The 23633-nt window shown below is 67.8% G+C and carries 18 protein-coding genes; 12 read left to right on the top strand and 6 right to left on the bottom strand.

Going from position 1 to position 23633, the window contains the following annotated elements; genetic code table 11:
• Window positions 1-27: 27 nt before the first annotated feature.
• Complete coding sequence (locus RJT68_RS11450; RefSeq protein WP_407036690.1) at window positions 28-1389, top strand: NAD-dependent succinate-semialdehyde dehydrogenase; 1362 nt, start codon at window positions 28-30, stop codon at window positions 1387-1389.
• 199 nt (window positions 1390-1588) lie between these two features.
• The gene (locus RJT68_RS11445) at window positions 1589-1912 is read left to right on the top strand and encodes a hypothetical protein (RefSeq protein WP_407036689.1); all 324 of its coding nucleotides are present in this window, start codon (window positions 1589-1591) and stop codon (window positions 1910-1912) included.
• 302 nt (window positions 1913-2214) lie between these two features.
• Here the strand turns inward: RJT68_RS11445 and RJT68_RS11440 are convergent, their stop codons facing one another.
• Window positions 2215-3045, bottom strand: coding sequence for an alpha/beta fold hydrolase (locus tag RJT68_RS11440; protein ID WP_407036688.1), 831 nt, complete (start codon window positions 3043-3045; stop codon window positions 2215-2217).
• A gap of 114 nt (window positions 3046-3159) precedes the next feature.
• On the opposite strand from RJT68_RS11440, the gene RJT68_RS11435 reads away from it, so the two are divergent.
• The 7 genes from RJT68_RS11435 to RJT68_RS11405 all read left to right on the top strand — a co-directional run bounded on the left by RJT68_RS11435 (window position 3160) and on the right by RJT68_RS11405 (window position 13924).
• Complete coding sequence (locus RJT68_RS11435) at window positions 3160-5997, top strand: DEAD/DEAH box helicase (RefSeq protein ID WP_407036687.1); 2838 nt, start codon at window positions 3160-3162, stop codon at window positions 5995-5997.
• A 230-nt stretch (window positions 5998-6227) separates the two neighbouring features.
• The gene (locus RJT68_RS11430; RefSeq protein WP_407036686.1) at window positions 6228-7595 is read left to right on the top strand and encodes an aspartate aminotransferase family protein; all 1368 of its coding nucleotides are present in this window, start codon (window positions 6228-6230) and stop codon (window positions 7593-7595) included.
• 45 nt (window positions 7596-7640) lie between these two features.
• Window positions 7641-8030 (top strand): Rid family detoxifying hydrolase, encoded by a 390-nt coding sequence (locus RJT68_RS11425; RefSeq protein ID WP_407036685.1) that lies wholly within the window; start codon window positions 7641-7643, stop codon window positions 8028-8030.
• Between the two features lie 167 nt (window positions 8031-8197).
• A complete protein-coding gene (locus RJT68_RS11420; protein ID WP_407036684.1) occupies window positions 8198-9472 on the top strand; it encodes an amidohydrolase in 1275 nt (424 codons plus the stop codon).
• A 240-nt stretch (window positions 9473-9712) separates the two neighbouring features.
• A complete protein-coding gene (locus tag RJT68_RS11415; RefSeq protein ID WP_407036683.1) occupies window positions 9713-10360 on the top strand; it encodes a hypothetical protein in 648 nt (215 codons plus the stop codon).
• A 416-nt stretch (window positions 10361-10776) separates the two neighbouring features.
• Window positions 10777-12438 carry a BCCT family transporter gene (locus RJT68_RS11410; protein ID WP_407036682.1) on the top strand — a complete coding sequence of 554 codons (1662 nt, stop codon included), beginning with the start codon at window positions 10777-10779 and terminating at the stop codon, window positions 12436-12438.
• A 124-nt stretch (window positions 12439-12562) separates the two neighbouring features.
• Window positions 12563-13924: an aminotransferase class III-fold pyridoxal phosphate-dependent enzyme gene (locus tag RJT68_RS11405; RefSeq protein ID WP_407036681.1), complete on the top strand. Its 1362-nt coding sequence runs from the start codon at window positions 12563-12565 to the stop codon at window positions 13922-13924.
• A gap of 167 nt (window positions 13925-14091) precedes the next feature.
• Here RJT68_RS11405 and RJT68_RS11400 read toward each other — a convergent pair whose 3' ends face one another.
• From RJT68_RS11400 to RJT68_RS11390, 3 genes are all read right to left on the bottom strand, one after another.
• A complete protein-coding gene (locus RJT68_RS11400) occupies window positions 14092-14289 on the bottom strand; it encodes a hypothetical protein (RefSeq protein ID WP_407036680.1) in 198 nt (65 codons plus the stop codon).
• 102 nt (window positions 14290-14391) lie between these two features.
• Window positions 14392-15627, bottom strand: coding sequence for a threonine ammonia-lyase (gene ilvA / locus RJT68_RS11395; protein ID WP_407036679.1), 1236 nt, complete (start codon window positions 15625-15627; stop codon window positions 14392-14394).
• A gap of 7 nt (window positions 15628-15634) precedes the next feature.
• Window positions 15635-16924 carry an amidohydrolase gene (locus tag RJT68_RS11390; RefSeq protein ID WP_407036678.1) on the bottom strand — a complete coding sequence of 430 codons (1290 nt, stop codon included), beginning with the start codon at window positions 16922-16924 and terminating at the stop codon, window positions 15635-15637.
• 129 nt (window positions 16925-17053) lie between these two features.
• Between RJT68_RS11390 and RJT68_RS11385 the strand changes: the two genes are divergently transcribed.
• On the top strand, window positions 17054-18025 hold the full coding sequence (locus tag RJT68_RS11385; protein ID WP_407036677.1) for a D-2-hydroxyacid dehydrogenase: 972 nt from the start codon (window positions 17054-17056) through the stop codon (window positions 18023-18025).
• Between the two features lie 55 nt (window positions 18026-18080).
• Here RJT68_RS11385 and RJT68_RS11380 read toward each other — a convergent pair whose 3' ends face one another.
• The gene (locus RJT68_RS11380) at window positions 18081-19259 is read right to left on the bottom strand and encodes a M24 family metallopeptidase (protein ID WP_407036676.1); all 1179 of its coding nucleotides are present in this window, start codon (window positions 19257-19259) and stop codon (window positions 18081-18083) included.
• A 135-nt stretch (window positions 19260-19394) separates the two neighbouring features.
• On the opposite strand from RJT68_RS11380, the gene RJT68_RS11375 reads away from it, so the two are divergent.
• Window positions 19395-20171 carry a protein sorting system archaetidylserine decarboxylase gene (locus RJT68_RS11375; RefSeq protein WP_407036675.1) on the top strand — a complete coding sequence of 259 codons (777 nt, stop codon included), beginning with the start codon at window positions 19395-19397 and terminating at the stop codon, window positions 20169-20171.
• A gap of 256 nt (window positions 20172-20427) precedes the next feature.
• Window positions 20428-21252 carry a manganese catalase family protein gene (locus RJT68_RS11370; RefSeq protein WP_407036674.1) on the top strand — a complete coding sequence of 275 codons (825 nt, stop codon included), beginning with the start codon at window positions 20428-20430 and terminating at the stop codon, window positions 21250-21252.
• A 31-nt stretch (window positions 21253-21283) separates the two neighbouring features.
• Here RJT68_RS11370 and RJT68_RS11365 read toward each other — a convergent pair whose 3' ends face one another.
• A complete protein-coding gene (locus RJT68_RS11365; protein ID WP_407036673.1) occupies window positions 21284-23506 on the bottom strand; it encodes an AAA family ATPase in 2223 nt (740 codons plus the stop codon).
• Between the last annotated feature and the right edge of the window lie 127 nt (window positions 23507-23633).

Genomic DNA, 23633 nt, shown 5'->3' with positions numbered 1-23633 from the left:
ATCCGTCGTCGCGTCGGGGATCGATGCATGGAAGTCATCAATCCCGCGACCGGCGAACCCGTCCACTCGATCGACGAGGACTCCGACTCGGAGGTCGAGGAGGCGCTGAACCGCGCGACCGACGCGTTCGAGGAGTGGCGCGAGCGCCCGCTGCGCGAGCGCGAGGAGTTCCTCGAGGCGGCGGGCGACGTCCTCCGCGAGAACGTGGAGAAGTACGCCGAGACGATGACGAAGGAGATGGGTAAACCCATCGAGCAGGCAGTTTCGGAGGTCGAGAAGTGCGCGTGGGTCTGCGACCACTACGCGGAGCACGCGAGTTCGTACCTGACGCCCGACGGACACCCGAGCCCGTCCGGGGCCGACGTGAAGACCGTCTACGAGCCGATCGGACCGATCCTCGCGGTGATGCCCTGGAACTTCCCGTTCTGGCAGGTGTTCCGGTTCGCCGCGCCGAACGTCGTCGCCGGTAACGTCGGCCTGCTCAAGCACGCCTCGAACGTCCCCGGTTGCGCCCGCGCCATCGAGGACGTCTTTCGCGAGGCCGGCCTCCCCGAGGGCGTCTTCCAGTCGCTCGTCATCTCGTCCGACCAGGTCGACGGGATCCTCGAGGACGAGCGCGTGCGCGCGGCGACCGTCACCGGCAGCGGCGGGGCGGGCAGCGCGGTGGCCTCCAAAGCCGGCGAGGAGTTGAAGAAGACCGTGCTCGAACTGGGCGGGAGCGACCCGTTCGTCGTCCTCGACGACGCCGACGTGGACGAAGCCGCCGAGACGGGCGTCTTGGCGCGCAACCAGAACGGCGGACAGTCCTGCATCGCCGCCAAGCGGTTTCTCGTCCACTCGGACGTTTACGACGAGTTCCTCGAGCGGTTCCTCGAGGAGACGGAGTCGATCGAGGTCGGCGATCCGATGGACGAGGACACCGACATGGGGCCCCAGGCCCGAGAGGACCTCATGGAGGACCTCCACGAGCAGGTCGAGAAGAGCGTGGAGGCGGGCGCGACAGTCGAGACCGGCGGCGAGCCCATGGACAGGGAGGGGGCGTATTACCCCCCGACCGTGCTGACGGACGTGCCGCCGGGCTGTCCGGCTGATACGGAGGAGACGTTCGGTCCCGTCGCGGCGGTCTTCGAGGTCGAGGACGACGAGGAGGCGATTCGGAAGGCCAACGACGTCCGATTCGGGCTCGGCGCGAGCATCTGGACCCAGGATCGCGAACGCGGGGAGCGCGTCGCTCGCCGAATCGAGGCCGGGTGCGTCTACGTCAACGAGATGACGAAGTCCGATCCGCGCGTCCCGTTCGGCGGGATCAAAGACTCCGGCTACGGCCGGGAACTCGCCCGTGAAGGGATGCTCGAGTTCGTGAACCGAAAGACGGTCTGGGTGCAGTAGGCCCGGAAACGTCCGGCCGATCCGCGCTGCGGGTCCGCTCGGACGAACGCCGACGGCACCGGTATCAATACGCCGACGGCAGTGCCGCCGACGAACCCCTACTTTTCCCGTTGGGTGGATCTCCCGACTCGAAGCGCTTCGAGTCGGGTCCGGCGAAGAGATAGGTGAATTTTTAATCCAGAAGCGCTCATTGCGTGCCATGGCCACCCACGCCCCGCAGGACCGCGAGTGCGGGGGCGTCCCCCTCCCCGACTCCGTCCCGTTCGAACTTCCGCGCTCCTCTCGGCTGAGCTGGGACCTGGGAACGCGCGTGATCGACGACGGGGAATCGACGCTCCAGAGCGAGTGGGCGCACTCGAAAACGGGACGGACGATATCGGTCTTTCGAGTGACGGGCAACACCGTCGTCGTCCGCGTTCGCACGCCCGTCGGTCGAGAGCGGTTCTACGGTGCTGCTCGCAACGGTCTCGGAACGGCGATCACCGCGCTCGAGGAATCCCCGAACTGGCGTCGAACCGAGTGAGTCGACGGCCGAGGGTGTCGACCGTGCTCCGGTCCGTGTACGCAACTCGAGCCGATCCTCGAGGAACTCGCCGCCGAGACTGAGGCGGTGATCGCCGAGGTCGACGTGGACGAGAACCAGTCGCTCGCGGCGGACCACGGCGTCCGGAGCGTTCGACGGTCTCGCTCTACGCGGGTGGGGAATAGACGCCGATGCCCGCGAACATGTCTATGCAGGTCGAACAGGTGGTCGGGGTGCAGACGCTCGATCGGCTCCGTTCGCTGATCGAGGAGCGCGCCGCCGAGTAACAGCGATAGACCGCTTCAGGCCGCCTCGAGGCCCGCGAGAAACCGAGAACTCGCCTCGTTGAACGCCGTCGGATTGTCCTCGTTGACGAGGTGGCCGGCCTTCGGGACGGGAACGACGGTCCCGTCGAGGAACGAGGCCACCTGCTGGCCCTGGCGCTTGACGAGCGGGTACTCCCGGTCGCCGTACAGGACGAGCGTCGGCGTCGAAACGTGCGAGAGGTCCGGCGGGTCGTACCGGTAGAGCGCGCCGAAGATCTTGCGAAACTCCGCCGCGGACATCTCGCCGACGTCCTCGATGGCCGCCTCGCGGACCTCGGGATCGACCGAAAGCCACGGCCCGCCGTGGGACGCCCGGATCGACCCCAGCATCGACCGGAAGGTCGCCTCCGGCCCGGTGAGCGACAGCGTCGCCGCGAGCGCCGGCATCGGCGAGACGAACGGCTTCACCCCCGACGGCACGTCGATCGGGGGCAGCGAGCGGACCGCGCCGCCGAGGACCGCGCCGGCCGTCCCGTCCGGGTGGCGATCCAGGTACGTCTGGGCGATCATCGAGCCGAGCGAGAGCCCGCAGAGGATCGGCCGGTCGATCTCGAGGTGCTCGAGCAGGCGCTCCAGGTCGTCCGCGAAGAGGTCGACCGAGTAGCGATCGCGATCGGTCGGTCCCGTCTCGCCGTGGCCGCGGACGTCGAGGGTGACGATCCGGTACTCGTCGGCGAAGCGGTCGACCTGCGGCCGCCACGCCTCGCCGTGCATCCAGCCGCCGTGGATGAACACCAGCGGCGGCGCGTCCTCGTCGCCTGTCGTCTCGTACCAGAGGCTCCCGTCGTCCAACTCGAGTGTTGCCATTCGCTGTACGAGAGCGGACGACTCGTAATGAATGTTGGCCCGGATCGGCCGCGCGAACGCGTTCGCCGACCGGGAGCGAGGGTCTTATCCATCGCTCGCGCCTACACGGGAGCGATGACTGAGGGGGACGTCGCGGCGTTTTCGCGGTTCGGTCCGGCGGTACGTGAAGCCCTGTCCGAGCGCGGCTTCTCGACGCCGACCGCGCCGCAGCGCCTCGCGATTCCGCCGCTCTCGGCGGGCGAGAACACGCTCGTGATCGCGCCGACCGGGAGCGGCAAGACCGAGACGGCGATGCTCCCCGTCTTCGACGACCTCGTGAGTGGCGACGGGCCGCCCGATGGGTTCGGCGCCCTCTACGTGACGCCGCTACGGGCGCTCAACCGCGACATGCGCGAGCGCCTCGAGTGGTGGGGCGAGTACCTCGGCCTCGAGGTGGACGTTCGCCACGGCGACACGACCCGCTATCGGCGGGGGAAGCAGGCCGAGGACCCGCCGGACGTCCTGATCACGACGCCCGAGACCGTGCAGGCGATGCTGACGGGCGAGAAGCTTCGGGAGGCCCTGACCGACGTCTCCCACGTCGTGATCGACGAGGTGCACGAACTCGCCGCGTCGAAGCGCGGGGCGCAACTCGCGGTCGGCCTCGAGCGTCTGCGCGACCTGTCGGGGCCGTTCCAGCGCGTCGGCCTCTCGGCGACCGTCGGCGATCCGCGCGAGGTGGCGAACTTCCTGACGGGCGGGCGCCCGTGCGAAGTCCGCGAGATCGACGTCGGGGCGAACGTGGACGTGACGGTCCGAAAACCGGCGGTGACCGAGGAGGACGAACGGCTCGCGCAGAAACTCGTCACCGACGCGACGACGGCGAGCCACGTCCGCTTGATCCGGGACCTCGTCGAGGCGCACGAGTCGACGCTGATCTTCGTCAACACCCGGCAGACGGCGGAGGCGCTGGGTTCGCGATTCCGGGAACTCGACCTCCCGATCGGCGTCCACCACGGCTCGCTCTCGAAGGAGGCACGAATCGACGTCGAGGATCGGTTCAAGGCGGGCGACCTCGACGCCCTCCTTTGTACGTCGTCGATGGAACTCGGGATCGACGTCGGCAGCGTCGACCACGTGGTCCAGTACCAGAGTCCCCGACAGGTGACGCGCTTGCTCCAGCGGATCGGGCGGGCCGGCCACCGCCAGGACGCGGTCTCGAGCGGGACGATCGTCGCGACGAGGTCGGACGACGTCTTCGAGTCGCTGGCGATCGCGCGCCGCGCGAGGTCGGGGCACGTCGAACCCGCCGGCATCCACGAGGGGAGCCTCGACGTGGTCGCCAACCAGGCACCGGGGATCGTCCAGAGTCGGGGGACGACGTTCGTCGCGGAGGCGTACGAGACGATCGCACGGGCGTACCCGTTCCGGGACCTGACCGAGGAGACGTTCCGCGAGGTGTGCTCGGAACTGCACCGGAACCGGATCGTCTGGTTCGACGAGGGCGAGGACACCCTGGGAGCGACCGGCGGCACCTGGCAGTACGTCTACGCCAACCTCTCGATGATCCCCGACGAGGCGACCTACGAGGTCCACGACATCGCCTCCGGGAGCCGGATCGGCACGCTCGACGAGCGGTTCGTCGTCAACTTCGCCGCGCCGGGGGAGATCTTCGTCCAGCGCGGGGAGATGTGGCGGATCGCCGAGATCGACGACGACGAGGAGCGCGTCAAGGTGAGTCCCATCGAGGATCCCACCGGAGAGGTCCCCTCCTGGATCGGCCAGGAGATTCCGGTCCCGTACCCCGTCGCCCAGGAGGTCGGCGAGATCCGGGGCGTCGCGGCGCCCCAACTCGAGGCGGGGGCCGACGCCGCGGCGGTCGCCCGCGAACTCGTCGGGCGCTACCCGGCCGACGAGCGCACCCTCGAGGAGGCCTGCACCCAACTCGAAGACCACGTCGCGACGGGGACGGCGATGCCCACGAACGACCGGATCGTCCTCGAGCGACGGGGTCGGACGATGGTGCTCAACGCCGCGTTCGGCCACAAGACGAACGAGACGCTCGGACGCACCCTCTCGGCGCTGCTGGGCCAGCGAGCCGGTTCCTCGGTCGGCCTCGAGACCGATCCCTACCGGATCGAACTCGAAGTGCCAACCTCCATCGCCACGAGCGACGTGCTCGAGGTGCTCGAGGAGACCGACCCCGCCCACGTCGAGGCCATCGTCGAACTCGGCCTGAAGCGCTCGGACGCCCTCGCGTTCCGACTGGCGCAGGTGTCGGCGAAGTTCGGCGCGCTCAAGCGCTGGCAGGGCCGGGGATCGGGCCGCATCTCGAACGAGCGGTTGCTCGCCGCGCTCGAGGACACGCCGATGTACGAGGAGTCGATCCGCGAGGTGTTCCACGAGGACCTGGACGCCGAACGCGCCGCCCGCGCCCTCGAGGGGATCCAGTCGGGCGAGATCGACCTCGTGACCCACCGGGGACGGACGCCCGTCGGTCGGGGCGGCCGCTCGAGCGGGAAGGAACTGCTCGCGCCGGAGAACGCCGACGCGAGCGTCATCGAGACGGTCAGGGAGCGCATTCGGAACGATCGGATCGTCCTCCTCTGTACCCACTGCACCGACTGGAAGTCGAAGACGAAGGTCAAGCGGGTAGCCGAGCAACCAGAGTGTCCCGAGTGCGGGTCGACGCGGATCGCGGCGCTCAACCCGTGGGCCGACGAGGTCGTGCAGGCGGTTCGCTCCCAGGAGAAGGACGAGGAGCAACGGCGGATGACCGAACGGGCGTTCCGGAGCGCGAGCCTCGTCCAGAGCCACGGAAAGCGGGCCGTGGTCGCGATGGCCGCGCGGGGGGTGGGCCCGCACAACGCCGCCCAGATCATCAACCGACACCGGGAGGACGAGGCCGACTTCTACCGCGACATCCTCCAGAAAGAGCGCGAGTACGCGCGAACCCAGTCGTTCTGGGACTGAGGACGTCGCGGGGACCGGATTCTGGACCAAGGACGTCGTGAGAGCCGGATTTTAGGACAGCGAACGTCACGATGATCGGATTTTGGGACGGCGAACGTCAGAGCCGGATCGTTAACCGCCCGGCTCGTACGGTGATGCCGTCACAACAGCGCAATGGTAACAGATTCCGTATACGCGATATATGGATAGTGTGGACAAACTATTTATCGCTGATTCTCATGGGCCTACGTATGACTGCAGGTCCGTCGATCGAAGACCTTCACGACGAGGAGGCGCCGAGCGTCGACTCCGTCCCCGGGCCGAGGACGCGCGAACTGCTCGCGAAGCAACGGGAGATCGACAGCAGCGCCGTCGCCTACCCGAACGACATTCCGATCGCCTTCGAGTCGGGGAAGGGCGCGACGGTCCGGGACGTCGACGGGAACGCCTACATAGACATGTTCGCGGGCATCGGCGTCTACAACGTCGGCCACGCGAACCCGTACGTGCTCGAGGCGGTCCACGAGCAGGCCGACAAGCTGGTTCACACGGTCGACTTCCCGACCGAGGCGCGACTCGAGTTGATCGAGAAGCTCGACGAGATCGCCCCCCAAGGGCTGCGGGGGAACAACCGGGTCGTCTTCGGCGGCCCGACCGGCAGCGACGCCATCGAGGCGTCGATCAAGCTGGCGAAGTACAACACCGGCGGTGACGGCCTGATCGCTTTCCGCGGTTCCTACCACGGTGCCACGACCGGCGCGATGAGCGTCACCTCGAACAAGAAGTTCAAGGGCCTCTACACCCCGCTCCTGCCGGACGTCGTCCACGCGCCCTACCCGTACCCGTTCTTCCAGGAGAAGGATCCGCAGGAGGCCGTCGACCACGCGCTCGAGGAGGTTCAGTCGATCGTCGAGGATCCCTACGGCGGCCTGGCCAATCCGGCCGGCATCGTCGTCGAACCGATCCAGGGCGAAGGGGGGATCGTCACGCCGCCGGAGGGGTTCCTGCGGGGCCTGCGCGACGTCGCCGACGACAACGACGTCGTGTTGATCTTTGACGAGATCCAGAGCGGCTTCGGCCGCACCGGCGAGTGGTGGGCCTGCGACTGGGAGGGGGTCGCGCCCGACGCGATGACCTCCGCGAAGGCCCTCGGCGGCGCAGGCTTCCCGCTGTCGGCGACGATGTACAGGGAGGAACTCGACACGTGGGGACCGGGCGATCACGCGGGCACCTACCGCGGTCACGTCGTCGCGATGCGCGCCGGCACCCGAGCGATCGAGTACATCCAGGACCACGACCTGCTCGCCCACGCCCGCGAAATCGGGTCGCACATTCGCGACCGCCTCCGGGCGGTGGCCGACGGGAACGATCGCCTCGCCGATGTCCGCGGGAAGGGCCTGTTCATCGGCGCGGAGTTCGTCGACGAGAACGGCGACCCGGACGGCGACGTGGTCGACGCCATTCAACAGCACTGCTTCGAACGCGGCGTCCTCGTCTGGACGGCCGGCCGCCACGGCAACGTCCTGCGACTCCTGCCCCCGCTCGTGCTCACCCGCGACCTCGCCGACACGGCGCTCGACGTCATCGAGGACGCGATCGAGCGCGCGACGACCGAATAGCTCGCCTACTGCACCCACGCACGCTCGTTCAGCCGTCACGAACCCATGTCCGACACCGAGGAGATCGTCACCGACGACGCACCGCGCACCGACAACCCCTACTCCCAGGCCGTCCGGGCCGGGGACACCCTCTACGTCTCCGGCTACGGCCCGGTCGACCCCGAGACCGGCGAACCCGTCGACGGCGACGTCGAGGCCCAGACCGATCGCGTGCTCGACAACATCGCGGCGACGGTCGAGGCCGCCGGCGGCGGCGGCCTCGAGGACGTCGTGAAGGTCACCGTCTACCTCACCGATCTCGAGGACTACGACCGCGTCAACGAGGCCTACGGCTCCCGATTCGGCGAGACGCCGCCTGCCAGAGTGTGCGTCGAGGTCTCGAGGCTACCCGAGGACGTCCGGATCGAACTCGACGCGATCGCCCGCCTCGACTGAGCCGACCGTTCGTTCACCTCCACCGAAATCGCACGCCTATCGACGGTTTCCGGTCACCAGTTCCGGTTCGGATTCCGATACGCTGTTCGGTGCGTGCCTCGACGTCCGCAATCGGTTCTCGACTATCGACTACGATTAAGTAGTTCGCCGCTCTAGATGCGGCAATAATGGCCTATAGGAACAGACTACGCGACCTTCGCCGAACGTTCCACCGCCACCCGGAGCCCGGATGGCGCGAGTTCAAGACGACCGCCCGCGTCGTCGACGAACTCAAGCGGATCGGCGTCGACGAGATCGCCGTCGGCCGCGAAGCGCTGGCGAGCGACGCGCGGATGGCCGTTCCGGACGACGAGGACCTCGAGGCATGGCTCGAGCGGGCCCGCGACGCCGGCGTGCGAGAGGACGTTCTCGAGCGGACGGCCGGCGGCCACACCGGCGTCGTCGCCGTCCTCGAGCGGGGGGAGGGACCGACCGTGGGGCTGCGCGTCGACCTCGACGCGATCTCGATGGCTGAGTCGTCCGGCGACGACCATCGGCCCGCGGCGGAGGGATTTCGTTCCGAACACGAGGGCTACATGCACGCATGTGGCCACGACGCACACATCGCGATAGGCCTCGGGACGATCGAAGCCGTCCGGGAGAGCGACTTCACGGGGACGCTGAAGGTGTTCTTCCAGCCCGCCGAGGAGATTTCGGGCGGCGGGAAGGCGATGGCCGAGGGCGGCCACCTCGACGACGTCGACTACCTGCTCGCCGTCCACGTCGGCCTCGGTCACCCGACCGGCGAAATCGTCGCGGGCGTCGAGAAGCCACTGGCGATGGCCCACGTGACGGCGACCTTCGAGGGGGCGAGCGCGCACGCGGGGAAGGCGCCCAACGAGGGCGGCAACGCGATGCAGGCGGCGGCGACGGCCATCCAGAACGCCTACGCCATTCCCCGCCACGCCGACGGGATGACCCGCGTCAACGTCGGGCGCATCGAGGGCGGCACCGCGAGTAACGTCATCGCCGAGGAGATCACGATCGAGGCCGAAGTGCGCGGCGAGACGACCGGGCTCATGGAGTACATGCGGACGGAACTCGAGCGCGTCTGCTACGCCGCCGCGGAGATGCACGACTGCGACGTCGCGCCGCGGGTCATCAGCGAGTCGCCGCGAGCGGACAGCCACCCGGCGCTGCGGGACCTCGTCGCGACCGTCGCCCGCGGGGTCGACGGCGTCGAGCGCGTCGTGCCGACGACGGAGGTGGGCTTCAGCGAGGACGTCACCTACCTCATGGACCGCGTCCAGGACGACGGCGGCCTCGCGTCGTACGTGCTCGTCGGCACGGACCACCCGACGAACCACCACACGCCGACGTTCGACGTCGACGAGGAGAGCCTCGAGATCGGCGTCTCGGTGCTGGCCGAGACTGCGGTCGAACTCTCGAAGCGGCCGGTCTGAGCGCGGGTCGGGGTGCCTGCCGGACGGATACGCTCGAGTCGCCGACCGTGACGCGCAACGCGTCGAACGGTTTTCGCGGAATCTAGACCGACAGCGGCATCGGCGGACGGCGACGCCGAACCTGACGGTGAACGCCAACTGCACGCCTCGAGACGGTCGAGGCGCTCGAGAGGTGCGTTTTCCGGTGTGTGGGTCGCGGCCTCGCAAAAGTTAATCCGCGGCCCCCTGTGTGTGTCACGTATGAGCCAAGACGACGTGCCGGAATCCCTTCGGACGGCCGCCGACTCCGATCGACCGCGCGGCATCCTCACGCCCTCCGACCGCGACTTCCTCCTCGGCCGCAAGACCGACTACACCGAACACTCCAAGAAGCAGAAGCGAAACCGCATTCGACGTCGGGTGCGCAACGCGGTCCTCGATTTCAGCATCCTCTTCGAGTACCTCGAGGACCGCGACCGCAACACGGTCTTCGATCCCGACGACGAGGACCGCGAGGCGCTCACCCAGGGGATCACGGACGTGCTCGCGTTCCTCCACCTCGGGACGATGGGCTACTACACGCCGTTCAAGGACATGCTCTCGGAGGGGGTCGGCAAGGCCGAACAGCGTCTCGCGGGCTCGAACTACCGGATGGTCAACGTCGAGTTCAACGTCGATCCGGTCGGGAAGATCGACGTCGACGAGGTCGTCGAGAAACTCGAGAACGACGAGTTCGCACAGCTCACCGACGAGGAACTCCGCGCGTTCGTCCGCCTGTTGACGATGTCGGAGGAGTTCTCGTCATCGGAGACCCGCGAGGCGATCAAGGACCGGGTCGACGAGTTCAGTCACGAGGTCGAAGAGAGCGCCGAGGCCCGCGACCGAACGGTCGAGGAACTCACGAAGTGACGCCCGGACAGACCGCGTTCGTCCGGTTACCCGGTTTTCGATTTCTCCCGTTTTCGGCACCGGTCACGGGACAACCCCATCCTCGAGCGTCGCAAGCGCCGTTCTCCGACGACCTCGGCTCTCGGCGGTTCTCCCGAGCGCCGTTTCGTCAAGTCCTCCCGCGAGAGTAGGTTATCGGTTCGACCGTCGGACTCGGAACCGCACGCCGGCGGCGCCGGAGTCGCCCGGAACCGGTCACTCACCTGTCTGGTCCGCCTCGCGTATGAATATACATAAATTGTATATGGTAAACCCTAGTGGGAAACATTTATTGTTTACAGGGGTGAGCAATCTACTATGCTATACGAAAGCACGGTGGATGGTGTCAGTCGTCTTAATCCCGACGGCGCGAACGCTTCGGTCGGAGGTGAAGACCGATGAGTCAGTCGGAGAAGGGAGCGGTCGAAACGTTCCGAGAGGAGATCGACCCGGTCGTCTTCCTGTTCGGGGCGCTGTTGACCCTGGGCGTGATCGGCGCGTTCTTCATCAGTCCGAAAACCGTCGAAGACGGGATCACGTCGCTCAACGACACGCTGCTCGGAACGCTGAACTGGGCGTTGCTGTCGATCGTGTTCGTGATCGTCCTCTTCCTCCTGTTCTTGATCATCGGCCCCTGGGGCCGGATCAAACTCGGCGACGATCCGCCGGAGTACAGTTTCCTCTCGTTCTTCGCGATGCTGTACTCCGCGGGGTTCGCCGCGGGCGTGGTGTTCTGGGGACCGACCGAGGCGCTGTTCTACTACGACAGCCCGTCGCCGCTGTTCAACGCCGGAGGGGGTTCCGCGGAGGCGATCCCGATCGCGATCCAACAGACGCTCTTCCACTGGGCGTTACCGCAGTTGGCCGTTTTCACGATCATGGGAATCGCGATCGGCTACTTCGCGTACAACTACGAGAACGTTCCACTGCGGGTTTCGTCGGCGCTGACGCCGCTCATCGGCGAGGATAACCTCGACGGCCCCTTCGCGAAGGTGATCGACATCCTCGCCGTGTTCGCCACGATCGGGGGCGTCGCGACGTCGCTCGGCTTCATCGGGAGCCAGTTCATCGAAGGGCTCGACTACCAATGGGGAATCGACATGGGGAACATCGGCATCCTGCTCGTGGTGACGATGATGACCCTGCTGTTTACGATCTCGATGGTCCTCGGAGTCGACAAAGGGATCCGTCGGCTCTCGAACTTCAACATGGTCCTCTTCGTCGTCCTGATGGTCGCGACGTTCGTCGTGGGACCGACGCTCTTCCTGACGTTGGTCGGCATCGAGGCGCTCGGCGGAATGATCACGGATTTCGTCTCGATGAGCCTCTTCACCGGCGCCGGTGCGTTCGGCGCCGGCAATGCCGAGGCCACGGAGTGGGTGAACACGTGGACCGTCTTCTACTGGGCGTGGGCGCTCTCGTGGTCCCCGTTCGCCGGACTGTTCATCGCCCGCATCTCCCGCGGTAGGACGGTTCGCGAGGTCGCGTTCACCGGCATCATCGCGACCTCGGCGGCCACCATTCCGTGGTTTACGATCATCGGGGGCACCTCCGTCTGGTCCCAGCACAACGGTGTCGCGGACTTCGGCGCCGTGATCGCCGGCGACGCGGGTGCGGAGGTCTCCGGCTTCATCCTCTTCGAGACGTTCCCACTGGGGTCGGTGTTCATGATGGCGTTCCTGGTCCTCGTGACGACGTTCTTCGTCACGTCGGCGGACTCCTCGACGCTGGCGGTCTCGATGATGACCACCGGCGGCAAGGCCCGTCCGTCGAGCATCAACCGGATCTTTTGGGGCGTGGTCCTCGGCATGACCGCGGCGATCCTCATGATCCTCGGCGGTACGGGGAGCGCCAATACGCTCCAGCAGGCGGCGATCATCACCGGCACGCCGTTCGCGTTCGTCTGTTTCCTCTCGATGCTCGCGCTGATCAAGGACTTCGGTTCGAACTACGGTCGGGTGTTGCTCCAGGACGAGACGGTGCTCGTCGGTTCGGGGACGAAGTCCGAATCCGAGACGCCGGCCGGCCCCGGCGGACCGGTCGAGTCGGACGACGACTGACCCCGACCGCCGACAGTTCCCCGTTTCGACGCGCCACCCTCCCCGCCGTCGAACGCGTGTTTTCGCACGTCGACCGAGTGCCCCCATAACAAGTTTTAATGTACGATGTAAACGTATATTGTGTATGGATAGGGACACAGCGCGACCGGACACCGACGCCCTCCCCGGTCCCAACGCCCGGAAGTGGGTCGAGTTCCACGGCGAGTACGCCGCGCCCAGCGAGTACTCCCACGAGTTCGTCTGGGACCTCACCGCCGACGCGGACGGTCCGTTCGTCACGGACGTCGACGGCAACGTCCTCCTCGATTTCACCTGTCACATCGGCGCCGCGCCGCTCGGGTACGACAACGAGAAGATCCTCGAGAAACTCGAGGCGTTCGACCTCGTCGAGCCGATGAAGATCGCCGGCCAGGACCTCTACTACGGCGCCGGCCCCGACCCCGAGACCGCCGAGGTTCCGGGCTCGAGCCACCTCATGAAGAAATTGACGGAGGTCTCGAGCCACTACGACATGGATACCGTCTTCCTCTCGAACTCGGGCGCGGAGGCCGTCGAGAACGCGATGAAGATCACGCACAATCGCCGGGCGCCCGCGAAGTACGGGATCGCGTTCGCCGGCAGCTTCCACGGCCGCACGCTGGGCACCTTATCGGTGACCAAGTCCAAGGAGGTGTTCACGCGCCACTACCCCCAGATCGCGGGCATCGAGACGGTACCCTTCTGCGCCGACCGCGACTGCACGGCCGACTCGTGTGACTGCGGCTTCTTCAGCGGCGACGGCTCCCAGCTCCGCGACCTGCTCGCTCCGGAGGGCGGTTACGTCACCCCCGACGAGATCGCCTTCCTGGTCCTCGAGCCGATCCAGGGCGTCGGCGGCTACCGGTTCCCGAGCGAGGCGTTCGTGCGGGAGGTTCAGGACGTCTGCGACACCTACGAGATTCCGCTCGTCGTCGACGAGATCCAGGCCGGCATCGGCCGCACCGGGAAGATGTGGGCCTCCGACCACTACCCGATCGAACCCGACGTCATCGCGAGCGCGAAGGCCCTGCGCGTCGGCGCGACGATATCGCGATCGGACGTCTTCCCGTCGGAGAAGAACCGTCTCGGCTCCACTTTCGGCGGCGGCGACATCCTCGGCGCGATGATGGGGACGTTCACCCTCGAGGCGATCGAGGAGCACGACCTCCTGCGCAACGCCACCGAGCGCGGCGAGCAGGCCAAAGAGTTGCTCCGGGACGGCGCGCCCGAGCACGTCGAGGACGTCCGCGGCAAGGGGCTGATGCTCGCCGTCGAGTTCGACACGCCCGAGCGACGGACCGCCGTCGTGCAGGAGTCGTTGAAACGCGGCCTCCTCACCCTCGGCTGCGGCAAGAAGACGATCCGCCTCCTGCCGCCGCTCGACTCCACCGAGCGCGAGATCGAACTCGGAATCGGGATCTTCCTCGAGGCGATCGAAGCCGCGGGGACCGCGGCGACGGTCGCGTAACGCCATCCAAAAACGGCCGGTCAGGGCTGGAGGCTTCGTTTTTCGTTTCGCTCCGGTTCGAACGCCCGTTCGCGTCACGAGGTGGCTCGCACCCCGAATCTATCGACGGCGTCCGGAGCGGTCGATTCCTCGCCGGGGTCGCGACCCGTTCGACCCGCAGCGGCGTTTCAGGCCGATTCGTCCTCCCTGGCGTGAACGTCACGCTCCTCCGCCTGAGCGTCCTCGGGGGGACCCTCGTGCGTCCCGAGGTTCGGGTGACAGTCGGCACAGACGTGCCGGACCTGCCGGTGGGTCATCGACCCTTCGTAGGCGTGGTAGTCCCAGAGACGGGAGACATCTTCGCCGCACGTTTCGCACGTAGCCATGTGATAGCATAGCACGTTAGGGACCAAATACGTTGACCGACCGTTCGACCTTCGTGAACGGATAGCGACGGAAATAACCTGACCGGAGGTGCCCGCGATCGATCAGGGGTCGAGACCGCGTTCGACGACCTCGATGCCGTCGCGCTCGGAGAGCGCCTCGAGGACGTCGCGCAGGTGCTCCGGTCCGCTCCCCTCGAGTCCCACCGTCACGGGAATTCGATTCGGGTGGTCGTTCGGGCCGCGTCGCGCGCGCTCGAGTCGATCGAGTTCCGCGCCCTTTTCCTCCACCGTCTCGACGACGGCCTCCAGGGTCGCGGGCCACCCCTCGAGCGCGAGGCGCGCGTCGACGTACCGGCCGAGTTCGAACAGGCCCGTCCTGGTCAGTTCGGCGTGTTCGGACAGGTTCACGTTCCCTCCGGAAATCACGGCGCCGACGCGCTCGCCTTCGACGTTCAGGTCGTCCGAGAGCAACGCCGCGACGGGTGCGGCGCCGGCGCCCTCCGCCACGGTCTTCGCCCGTTCCGCAAGGAGCGCGACCGCCGTCGCGATCTCGCGGTCGCTCACGCCGACCACCTCGTCCACGCGCTCGCGGACGTGGCGGAAGGTCGTTTCCAGTAACCGCGCGTCGGCGATTCCCTCCGCGACGGTGTCGACGTCCTCGAGGACGTGGAGTTCGTCCCGCTCGAGGGAGGGCTTGGCGTGGAGGGCGCCCTCGGGCTGGACGCCGACGACGCGGATCCCCGGTTCGTGGGCCTTCAGAACCGTGCCGATGCCCGAGATCAACCCGCCGCCGCCGATCGAGACGAGGACCGTGTCGAGGTCGGAGAACTGCTCGAGCAACTCGAGGCCGATCGTCCCCTGACCGGCGACGATCGCCTCGTCGTCGAACGGGTGGACGAACGTCTCGCCGGTTTCCTCGGCTCGCTCGAGGGCGTACTCGTAGGAGCGCTCGTAGATGTCCCCCTCGACGATCACCTCGGCGCCGTAGCCGCGGGTGGCTTCGACCTTCGCCGCGGGGGTCACCTCCGGGACGACGATGGTCGCGTCGATCCCGAGGAGATCCCCCGCGAGGGCAACCCCCTGCGCGTGGTTGCCCGCGCTCGAGGAGATGACGCCCCGTTCGCGCTCCTCGCCCGAGAGCTGGGCCATTTTGTTGTACGCCCCACGGATCTTGAACGACCCCGTCCGCTGGACGTTCTCGAGTTTGAGGCCGACCGCCGCGGCGCCGCTCAGCTCGGCGAAGGTCGTCGAGGTGTCGAGGGGCGTTCGGTGGACGACGTCGGCGATCCGGTCGCGGGCCGCCTCGACGTCCTCGAGGGTGACGAGATCGTCGCTCACGGTGCGATCACTCCCGTCGCGGCCGGCGGTTCGCCACGGCCAGGATCGATTCGGTCAACACCCCGAGACCGATCTCGAGGCTCCGCTCGTCGACGTCGAACGTGCGCGTGTGGTGGCTCGTCGGGTGGTCGGTACCGACGATCAGGTACGACGCGAGGCCGCCCTCCTCCTGGACGCGCTCCATCAGGAACGTCGCGTCCTCGCTCGCGCCGAAGTCGGCGGTCGGGACGACCCGCTCGACGCCGTCGACCCCCCCGGCGACCTCGGCGATCACGTCGACGAGTTCCGGGTCGCTGTCCGCCCGCGGCGACTCGCTGACGACCTCCACGTCGGCCGTGCAGCCGTGGATGTCCGCCGCGCCGCGGGCCGCCCGCCGGAATCGCGACTTCACGTACTCCATGAGTTCGGTCGTCTCGCCCCGCGCCTCGGCTTCGACGTGCGCGCGCTCGGCGATGACGTTGCTCGAGGTACCCGCCTCCGCCCTGCCGACGTTGACGCGGGTCATCCCGTCGGCGTGGCGCGGAATGGCGTAGGCGTTTTGAATCAGCGTCCCCAGCGCCTGCATCGCATTGGCGCCCTCGTTGGGCGCCTTTCCGGCGTGGGCCGACTCCCCCTCGATCTCGACGTCGATGTGGCACATCGCCAGCGGCTTTTCGATCCCGGCCACGACCTCGCCCGTGGGGTGGTCGAGGCCGACGTGGATCGCGAACAGGTAGTCGAGGTCGGCGGCGTACTCGCTCTCCGCCATCGGGCAGCCCCCGCCGCTCACCTCCTCGGCGGGCTGGAAGAAGACGACGAGCGTCCCCGCGAAGTCGCTCTCCGCGATCGCCTCGAGGGTGGCGAGCCCCCAGGTCATGTGGGCGTCGTGGCCGCAGGCGTGCATCGTGCCATCGATCTCGGAACGAAAGCCCTCCGCAAACGGCTCGTGGCTCGAGTCGGCCGCCTCCTCGATGAAGAGGCCGTCGATGTCGACGCGCAGGCCGACCGTCGGCCCCTCGCCGCGCTCGAGGACGGCGACGACGCCGGTATTCCCGCCCTCGAGGCGCTCGAGGATCTCCCCGTCGGTCCCGCGCTCTCTGGCGCGTTCCATCCACGGCTCGAGGTCCTCGTCGTTCGGAACGGCCATCCGGTCAGCCGGATCGTAGGCGTCCGCGCCGACGGCGAGGTCGTCGACGCCGATCCCCCGGAGTTCCTCGACGAGGCGGGCGGTGGTGTAAAACTCTCGCCACGCCGGCTCCGGGTGGCGGTGGAAACCGCGCCGGAGTTCGACGAGGCGGTCGCGAACGGAAACGCTCATGTCACGTGCTGACGCGGTCCAGCGACTTAATAATACACAATATACGTTTACGTTGGATACACAAAAGGATAAGGTGCGCGGGGGCAATCGTTCACCAACGCGCGTCGCTCCGACGCTGTACCCACTGCTATGAGAGCGAACACGGATATCCTCGTCCTCCGCGAGGGGACGGAGGGACTGTCGATGGAATCGTACGCCGAGACGCTCCGGAAGCGTCTCCCGGAGCGCACCGTCGTCCACGCCCGGACGCCGAAGGAGGAGCGCGAACTGATCGCCGACGCCCGCGTCGTCACCGGGATCACCGTGGACGAGGCCCTGCTCTCGAGCGCCGAGCGCCTCGAACTCTTCGCCTGCACGTTCGCGGGAACCGATCACGTCCCGGTCGACGCGCTGGTCGATCGCGGGGTGGCGGTCACGAACGCCGGTGGGATCCACGCGCCGGGCATCGCGGAGCAGGCGATCGGAAACATGCTGATCTTCGCGCGCAACCTCCACGAGGGGTTCCGGCGCAAGTCGAACCACGAGTGGCGACACTTCCAGTCCCGCGAGTTCACCGGCTCGACGGTGACCATCGTCGGCCTCGGCTCGATCGGGCGTCAGGTCGCGAAGCGACTCGAGGGCTTCGACGTCGAGACGATCGGCATCAGGTACACGCCGGAGAAGGGCGGTCCGACCGACGAAGTGCTCGGCTTCGACGAGGACGACGTCCACGACGCGTTCGCTCGGAGCGACTACGTCGTGCTCGCTTGCCCTCTCACGGACCTCACCCGGGGCCTCGTCGGCGAGGAGGAACTGGCAACGCTGCCGCCGAACGCGGTGATCGTCAACGCCGCCCGCGGCGCCATCGTCGACACCGACGCGCTCGTCTCGGCACTCCAGTCCAACGGCATCCGCGGCGCCGCGCTCGACGTCACCGACCCGGAACCGCTGCCCAGCGACCACCCGCTCTGGGACCTCGAGAACTGCCTCATCACGCCCCACACCGGCGGGCACACGCCGAAACACTGGGACCGATTGGCCGACATCGTCGCGCACAACGTCCGGGCGCTCGAGGAGGGCGGGGCACTCGAGAACGCCGTCGCCGTCCCGGATTCGCGCTGATCGCTCGAGGTCGTTTTGACCGCACCGATTTCACCGCCGACCCCCGATCGCCGATTCAGGACGTAAACAGTTTTCGCGGGAAGTCCGCGAGCGTCTCGGCCCCCGTGCTCGTGACGCGGAACGTTTCGCTGATCTCCATGCCGATCTCCTCCGTCCAGATGCCGGGGATCATGTGGAAGGTCATGTCCTCCTCCATGACGGTCTCGTCGCCGGGGCGGATGCTCGCGGTGTGCTCGCCCCAGTCCGGCGGGTAACCCAGCCCCATCGAGTAGCCGATGCGGTCTTCCTTCTCGATCCCGTACTGCGCGATCGTCTCCCGCCAGGCCTTCTCGACCGACTCGCAGGTGACGCCGGGTTCGACGACGTCGAGCGCGGCTTCGATCCCCTCGACGACGACGTCGGCCGCGCGCTCGAGTTCGGCCGGCGGATCGCCGACGAACGTGGTGCGCGCCAGCGGGGAGTGGTAGCGGTGGCGACAGCCCGAGAGTTCGATGATGACGGGGTCGCCGTCCTCGAACGGGCGGTCGGTCCAGGTCAGGTGGGGCGTGTCGGTGTGGTCGCCCGAGGGCATCAGCGGGACGATGGAGGGGTAGTCGCCGCCGTACTCGTCGGTGCCCGTGATCAGGCCATCGTAGATCGCGGCCGCGGCCTCGTACTCGGGGACGCCCTCCCCGATGGCGTCGAGTCCGGCCCGCATCGCCTTCTCCGAGATTCGGGCCGCCTCCTCCATGTACTCGAGTTCTCGCTCCGACTTCTTGATCCGAACCCAGTTGACGAGCAGGGTGGCGTCGTCGAACTCCGCCTCGGGGAGGTCCCGCTGCAGGCGGACGTACGACTTCGCGGTGAAGTAGTAGGCGTCCATCTCGAGGCCGATCCGGCCGTCGGCGACGTCGAGGTCCTCGAGCACGCCGGCGAAGAAGTCCATCGGGTGGAGGTCGACCGGCGAGTGGACGTGGTCGTCGCTGTAGGTCCGGATGCTGTCGTCGGAGAGCCAGGCGGTCGCCCGGGCGCCGCCGCCGTCCATGTTCCGTCCCACCCAGACCGGTTCGTCCCGCTCTGCGGTGACGATCACCGCCTGGTGGACGTAAAAGGACCAGCCGTCGTAGCCCGTCAGGTAGTTCATGTTCGCAGGGTCGGAGACGACGATGGCGTCGAACCCTTCCTCCTCCATCCGCGTCCTGGTCCGCTCGAGTCGTCGCTCGTACTCCGACTCGGGGAAGATATCTCGTGGCATGGTACCGGTACGCTACCTGAACGGTCGACCAGTAGCACGAAAAGCGTTTTCGTGTACGTCGGAAACGAATAATGTATATGGGGTTCCGACCGGGCCTCCGTAACGGCCAAACGGCTCGGTGTCGTGGACGAAGGTATGAATTTCGCCCCGGGCGCGTGGAAGTACGCGCTCCCGCCGCTCCTCGTCGCACCGTTCGCGCTCATCATCAGCGTGACGGCGAGCGCCGTCTCGCTCGCGCTCGGCGTCGCCACCCTCGCGTTCTTCCGCGACCCCGATCGAACCCCGCCGCCGACGGGCGCCGTCTCGCCGGCCGACGGCACCGTCTCGGTTCTTCGGACCGAGGGCGACCGCGTCCGCCTCGGCGTCTTCATGAACGTCTGGCACGTCCACGTGGTCCGCGCCCCCTTCGATGCCCGCGTCGTCGACGTCGAGCACGTCCCAGGCGCGTACAAACCCGCCTTCTCGAAGGACTCGGACCGCAACGAGCGCGTCCACGTCAGCCTCGAGCCGACCGACGACCCGGAACCCGCCTACGAGGCCGACGGCGAGACGGCCACGGCCACCGCCGAGGTGACGTTCATCGCGGGCGCGTTCGCCCGCCGCATCCACCCGTACGTCGAGGAGGGCGAGGAAATCGAGCGGGGCCAGCGCATCGGCCACATCGCCTTCGGGAGTCGCGTCGACGTTCTCTTCCCGAGCGAGGTCGACCCGGAGGACCTGGCCGTCGAACCCGGAACGAAGACGACCGCCGGCGAGACGGTGATCCTCGAAGCCCGCGCCGCGGATCTGCCGTTCGGCGTCGGCGCGGGGGAGTTCGACCTCGAGGCGGAGTTCGAGGCCGAGACGGGGGCCGCGGCGGACGAACCCGGCGACGCCTCGGAGGCGGCGGACGGCTCGAGCGCGTCGTCGTGAACCGACTCCGTTCCGAACCGCTCGATCCGCGGCGTCCCTCCGCGTTGCCCCTTCTAGCTGGACCGGTAGCGGCCATCTCTGCGTGGAATCTGTCCTGCGGTCTCCGCAACGCATTCGTTCCGAGCGTGTCCGCCACGGTGACAGTCGATACGGGGCGAATTACCGGAGCGAGGGGAGTTCACGCAACGAGCGGGTTTGGCGAGCGCAGGGCCCGACGTTTATGGTGGAGTCGAGTGGAGATTGTGTCGAATCGTCGATGTTCTTTCAAGAACCAGAACTCCAGTACGAGGTCACCGTCGAAGAACCGGACCCGCACTTCGCGAAACTCCTCCAGCAGGCCATCGGCGGCCAGGAGGGAGAGATGCGCGTCGCGCTCCAGTACATGTTCCAGGCGTGGGCCGTCCCGGAGGAGTACTCCGAGTACCGCGACCTGTTGATGCAGACCGCCGCGGAGGAACTCGGCCACATCGAGATGCTCGCCACCGCGGTCACGAAGAACCTCCGAAAGGCCCCCGAGGAGCTCGGCGACGAACAGCAGGGGACGGATCCCTCGTCCGCGTACACCGGTCAGATTCCGAGGCAGATCCTCTCGGCCGGCCAGTCGGCCATGCCCGTCGACAGCGACGGCGCCCCGTTCACCGGCAACTACATCGTCGCGTCCGGGAACCTCGCGGGCGACCTCTTCGCGAACGTCATGGCCGAGGCGACCGGGCGAACGCTCGCGACGCGCCTCTACGAACACACCGACGACCCCGGGATGAAGGACATGCTCTCGTACCTGATCGCCAGGGACACGATGCACCAGAACCAGTGGCTCGAGGCGCTCGAGGCGCTCGACGATCCGGTCCCGGTGCCCGCGAGCTTCCCGCAGGAGCAGGAGAACCAGGAGTACAACTACTCGTTCATGTCCACCCGCCGCGAGGACGTCGGCGATCCGGGGATGCCCTGGACGCAAGGCGACTCCCCCGACGGGAAGGGGCAGTTCTCCTTCGTTCCCGAACAGCCGGGCGACGGCGAAGTGATCGCGCCGCCGCCGGACCCGAAGACGTACGACGTGCCCGAGGACGTGGACGGACAGTAATCGGCGTCGGCTTCGGGGGCGCCCGACCCACTCACGCCTCCTCGATCGCTTCGACGGCGGCGTCGACGTGCCGTCGTTCGATGACGACCTCGTCGGCCTTCGCGTTCGCCTCCTCGGGACCGTACTCCGTGGCGACCTCGCGGATCGCCCGCATCGACGCGTCGCGGACGAGGGCCTCGAGGTCGGCGCCGGTGTAGCCCTCGAGTTCCTCGGCCAGTTCCCGGATATCGACGTCGTCGGCGAGGGGCTTGCCGCGGGCGTGGACCTCGAGGATCTTCTCGCGGGCCTCGACGTCCGGTTCGGGAACGAGGACGTGCGTGTCGAGCCGTCCAGGTCGGAGGAGCGCGGGGTCGATGAACTCCTTGCGGTTGGTCGCCGCGAGCACGACGAGGTTCGGATTCTCCCGCATGCCGTCGAGTTCGGTCAGCAACTGGGAGACGACCCGCTCGGTCACCTCGTGGGTCTCCCCGCGCGCGCCGGCGATGGCGTCGATCTCGTCGAAGAAGACGATCGAAGGGGCCGCCTGCCGGGCGCGCTCGAACACCTTCCGGATCGCCTTCTCCGATTCGCCGACGTAGCGGTCGACGATCTCCGGCCCGTCGACGCGGACGAAGTTCACGTCCGTCTCGCCCGCGAGCGCCCGCGCGAGGAGGGTCTTCCCGGTCCCCGGCGGGCCGTAGAGCAGGACGCCGGAGGGCGGATCGGTGTTCGTCTCCTCGAAGAGGCGGTCGTACGTCAGCGGCCACTCGACCGATTCCCGAAGGACCTGCTTGGCGTCCTCGAGGCCGCCGACGTCCGAGAAGTCGGTGTTCGGCGACTCGGCGACGTACTCGCGCATCGCGGAGGGTTCGACCGAGGCGAGGGCCGCGTCGAAGTGGGCCTTCGTCACCTCGGGATTCCGGTTCCACTCCGCTCGCTCCTCGGGGTCGGTGGGACGCTGGCGGATGGCCGCCATCGCGGCCTCGCTCGTCACCGAGTCGAGGTCGGCGCCGACGAAGCCGTGGGTCCGTTTGGCGATCTTCTCGACGTTGACGTCGTCGGCGAGGGGCATCCCGCGGGTGTGGACCTCGAGGATCTCCCTACGGCCCTCCGCGTCGGGAACGCCGATCTGGATCTCGCGGTCGAAGCGACCGCCGCGGCGCAGCGCGGGATCGATCGCGTCGACGCGGTTGGTCGCCCCGATGACGATCACGTCACCGCGGCCGTCGAGACCGTCCATCAGCGTGAGCAGTTGCCCGACGATGCGGTTCTCGGCGTCGCCGTCGCCGTCGCGCGCGCCGGCGATCGAGTCGATCTCGTCGAAGAAGACGATCGTCGGCGCCTTCTCGCGCGCGGTCTCGAACACCTCTCGGAGCTTCTCCTCCGACTCGCCCTTGTACTTCGACATGATCTCCGGCCCCGAGATCGTCTCGAAGTGGGCGTCGACCTCGTTGGCGACCGCGCGGGCGATCAGCGTCTTCCCGGTCCCCGGCGGACCGTACAGCAGGACGCCCGACGGCGGCTCGACCCCCAGGCGCTTGAAGAGTTCCGGCTCGGAGAGCGGGAGTTCGATCATCTCCCGGACCAGTTCGAGTTCCTCGTCGAGGCCGCCGATGTCCTCGTAGGTGACCCCGACCCCGCTCGAGGGAGGATCGGTGTCCGCGCCGGCGCCACCCCGGCTCCGCCGATCCGACTGCCGTCCACCTCCGCTCGAGGAACGACCGGACGACGAACCGCCCGCTCCCGACGTCGCGGAGGCCGCCGCGCCGACGACGCTGATCGACGTCGTGCTCGTGATCCGGACGTCGCCGTCGGGATCCGTCTCCCGGACCGTGAACGGCTCGGCGGCGACGCCCTCGATCCGGATCTGCTCGCCCGACCGGATCGGCCGATTGCGAAGCTTCTGGGTCGCGATCCGCTGGGCCAGACGGGCCTCGTTTCCCGACAACGACGGCGGCGGCTCGAGCGTCACCGCGTTCGCGTCGGCGATCGTGTTGCTGTCCGTCGGTCGCACTGTCACGGCGTCACCGACGTGGACGCCCGCGTTCGCGCGCGTGTCCGCGTCGATCTGGATCACGTTCTCGGGGGTCGACGGATCGGCCGGCCACATCTTCGCGACGGTCGTCGCTTCGCCCTCGATCACCACGGTGTCGCCGCTCAGTACGCCGAGTTGACGACGCGCGAACTCGGGGATGCGAGCGACGCCCCGACCGGCGTCGCGTTTCTCAGCCGCTCGGACGGTCAGCGTGACGTCCTCGGAATCCGACCCGCTCATGGCCGTTCGTTTCGCGCCGGTCGACTTGAGAATTGTCCCTCCCCTGACGGACGCGGGACCGACCTCGAGGCGGTCGCGGAGAGGAGGCGTTTCCCCGACGTATCGGCCGACAGTGCGACACGGCGTG

The sequence above is a fragment of the Halovalidus salilacus genome (assembly GCF_031852275.1).
GTDB classification, from domain to species: domain Archaea; phylum Halobacteriota; class Halobacteria; order Halobacteriales; family Natrialbaceae; genus Halovalidus; species Halovalidus salilacus.
The sequence above is the reverse complement of the archived record's forward strand: the minus strand, read 5'-3'. Positions and strand labels throughout refer to the sequence as shown.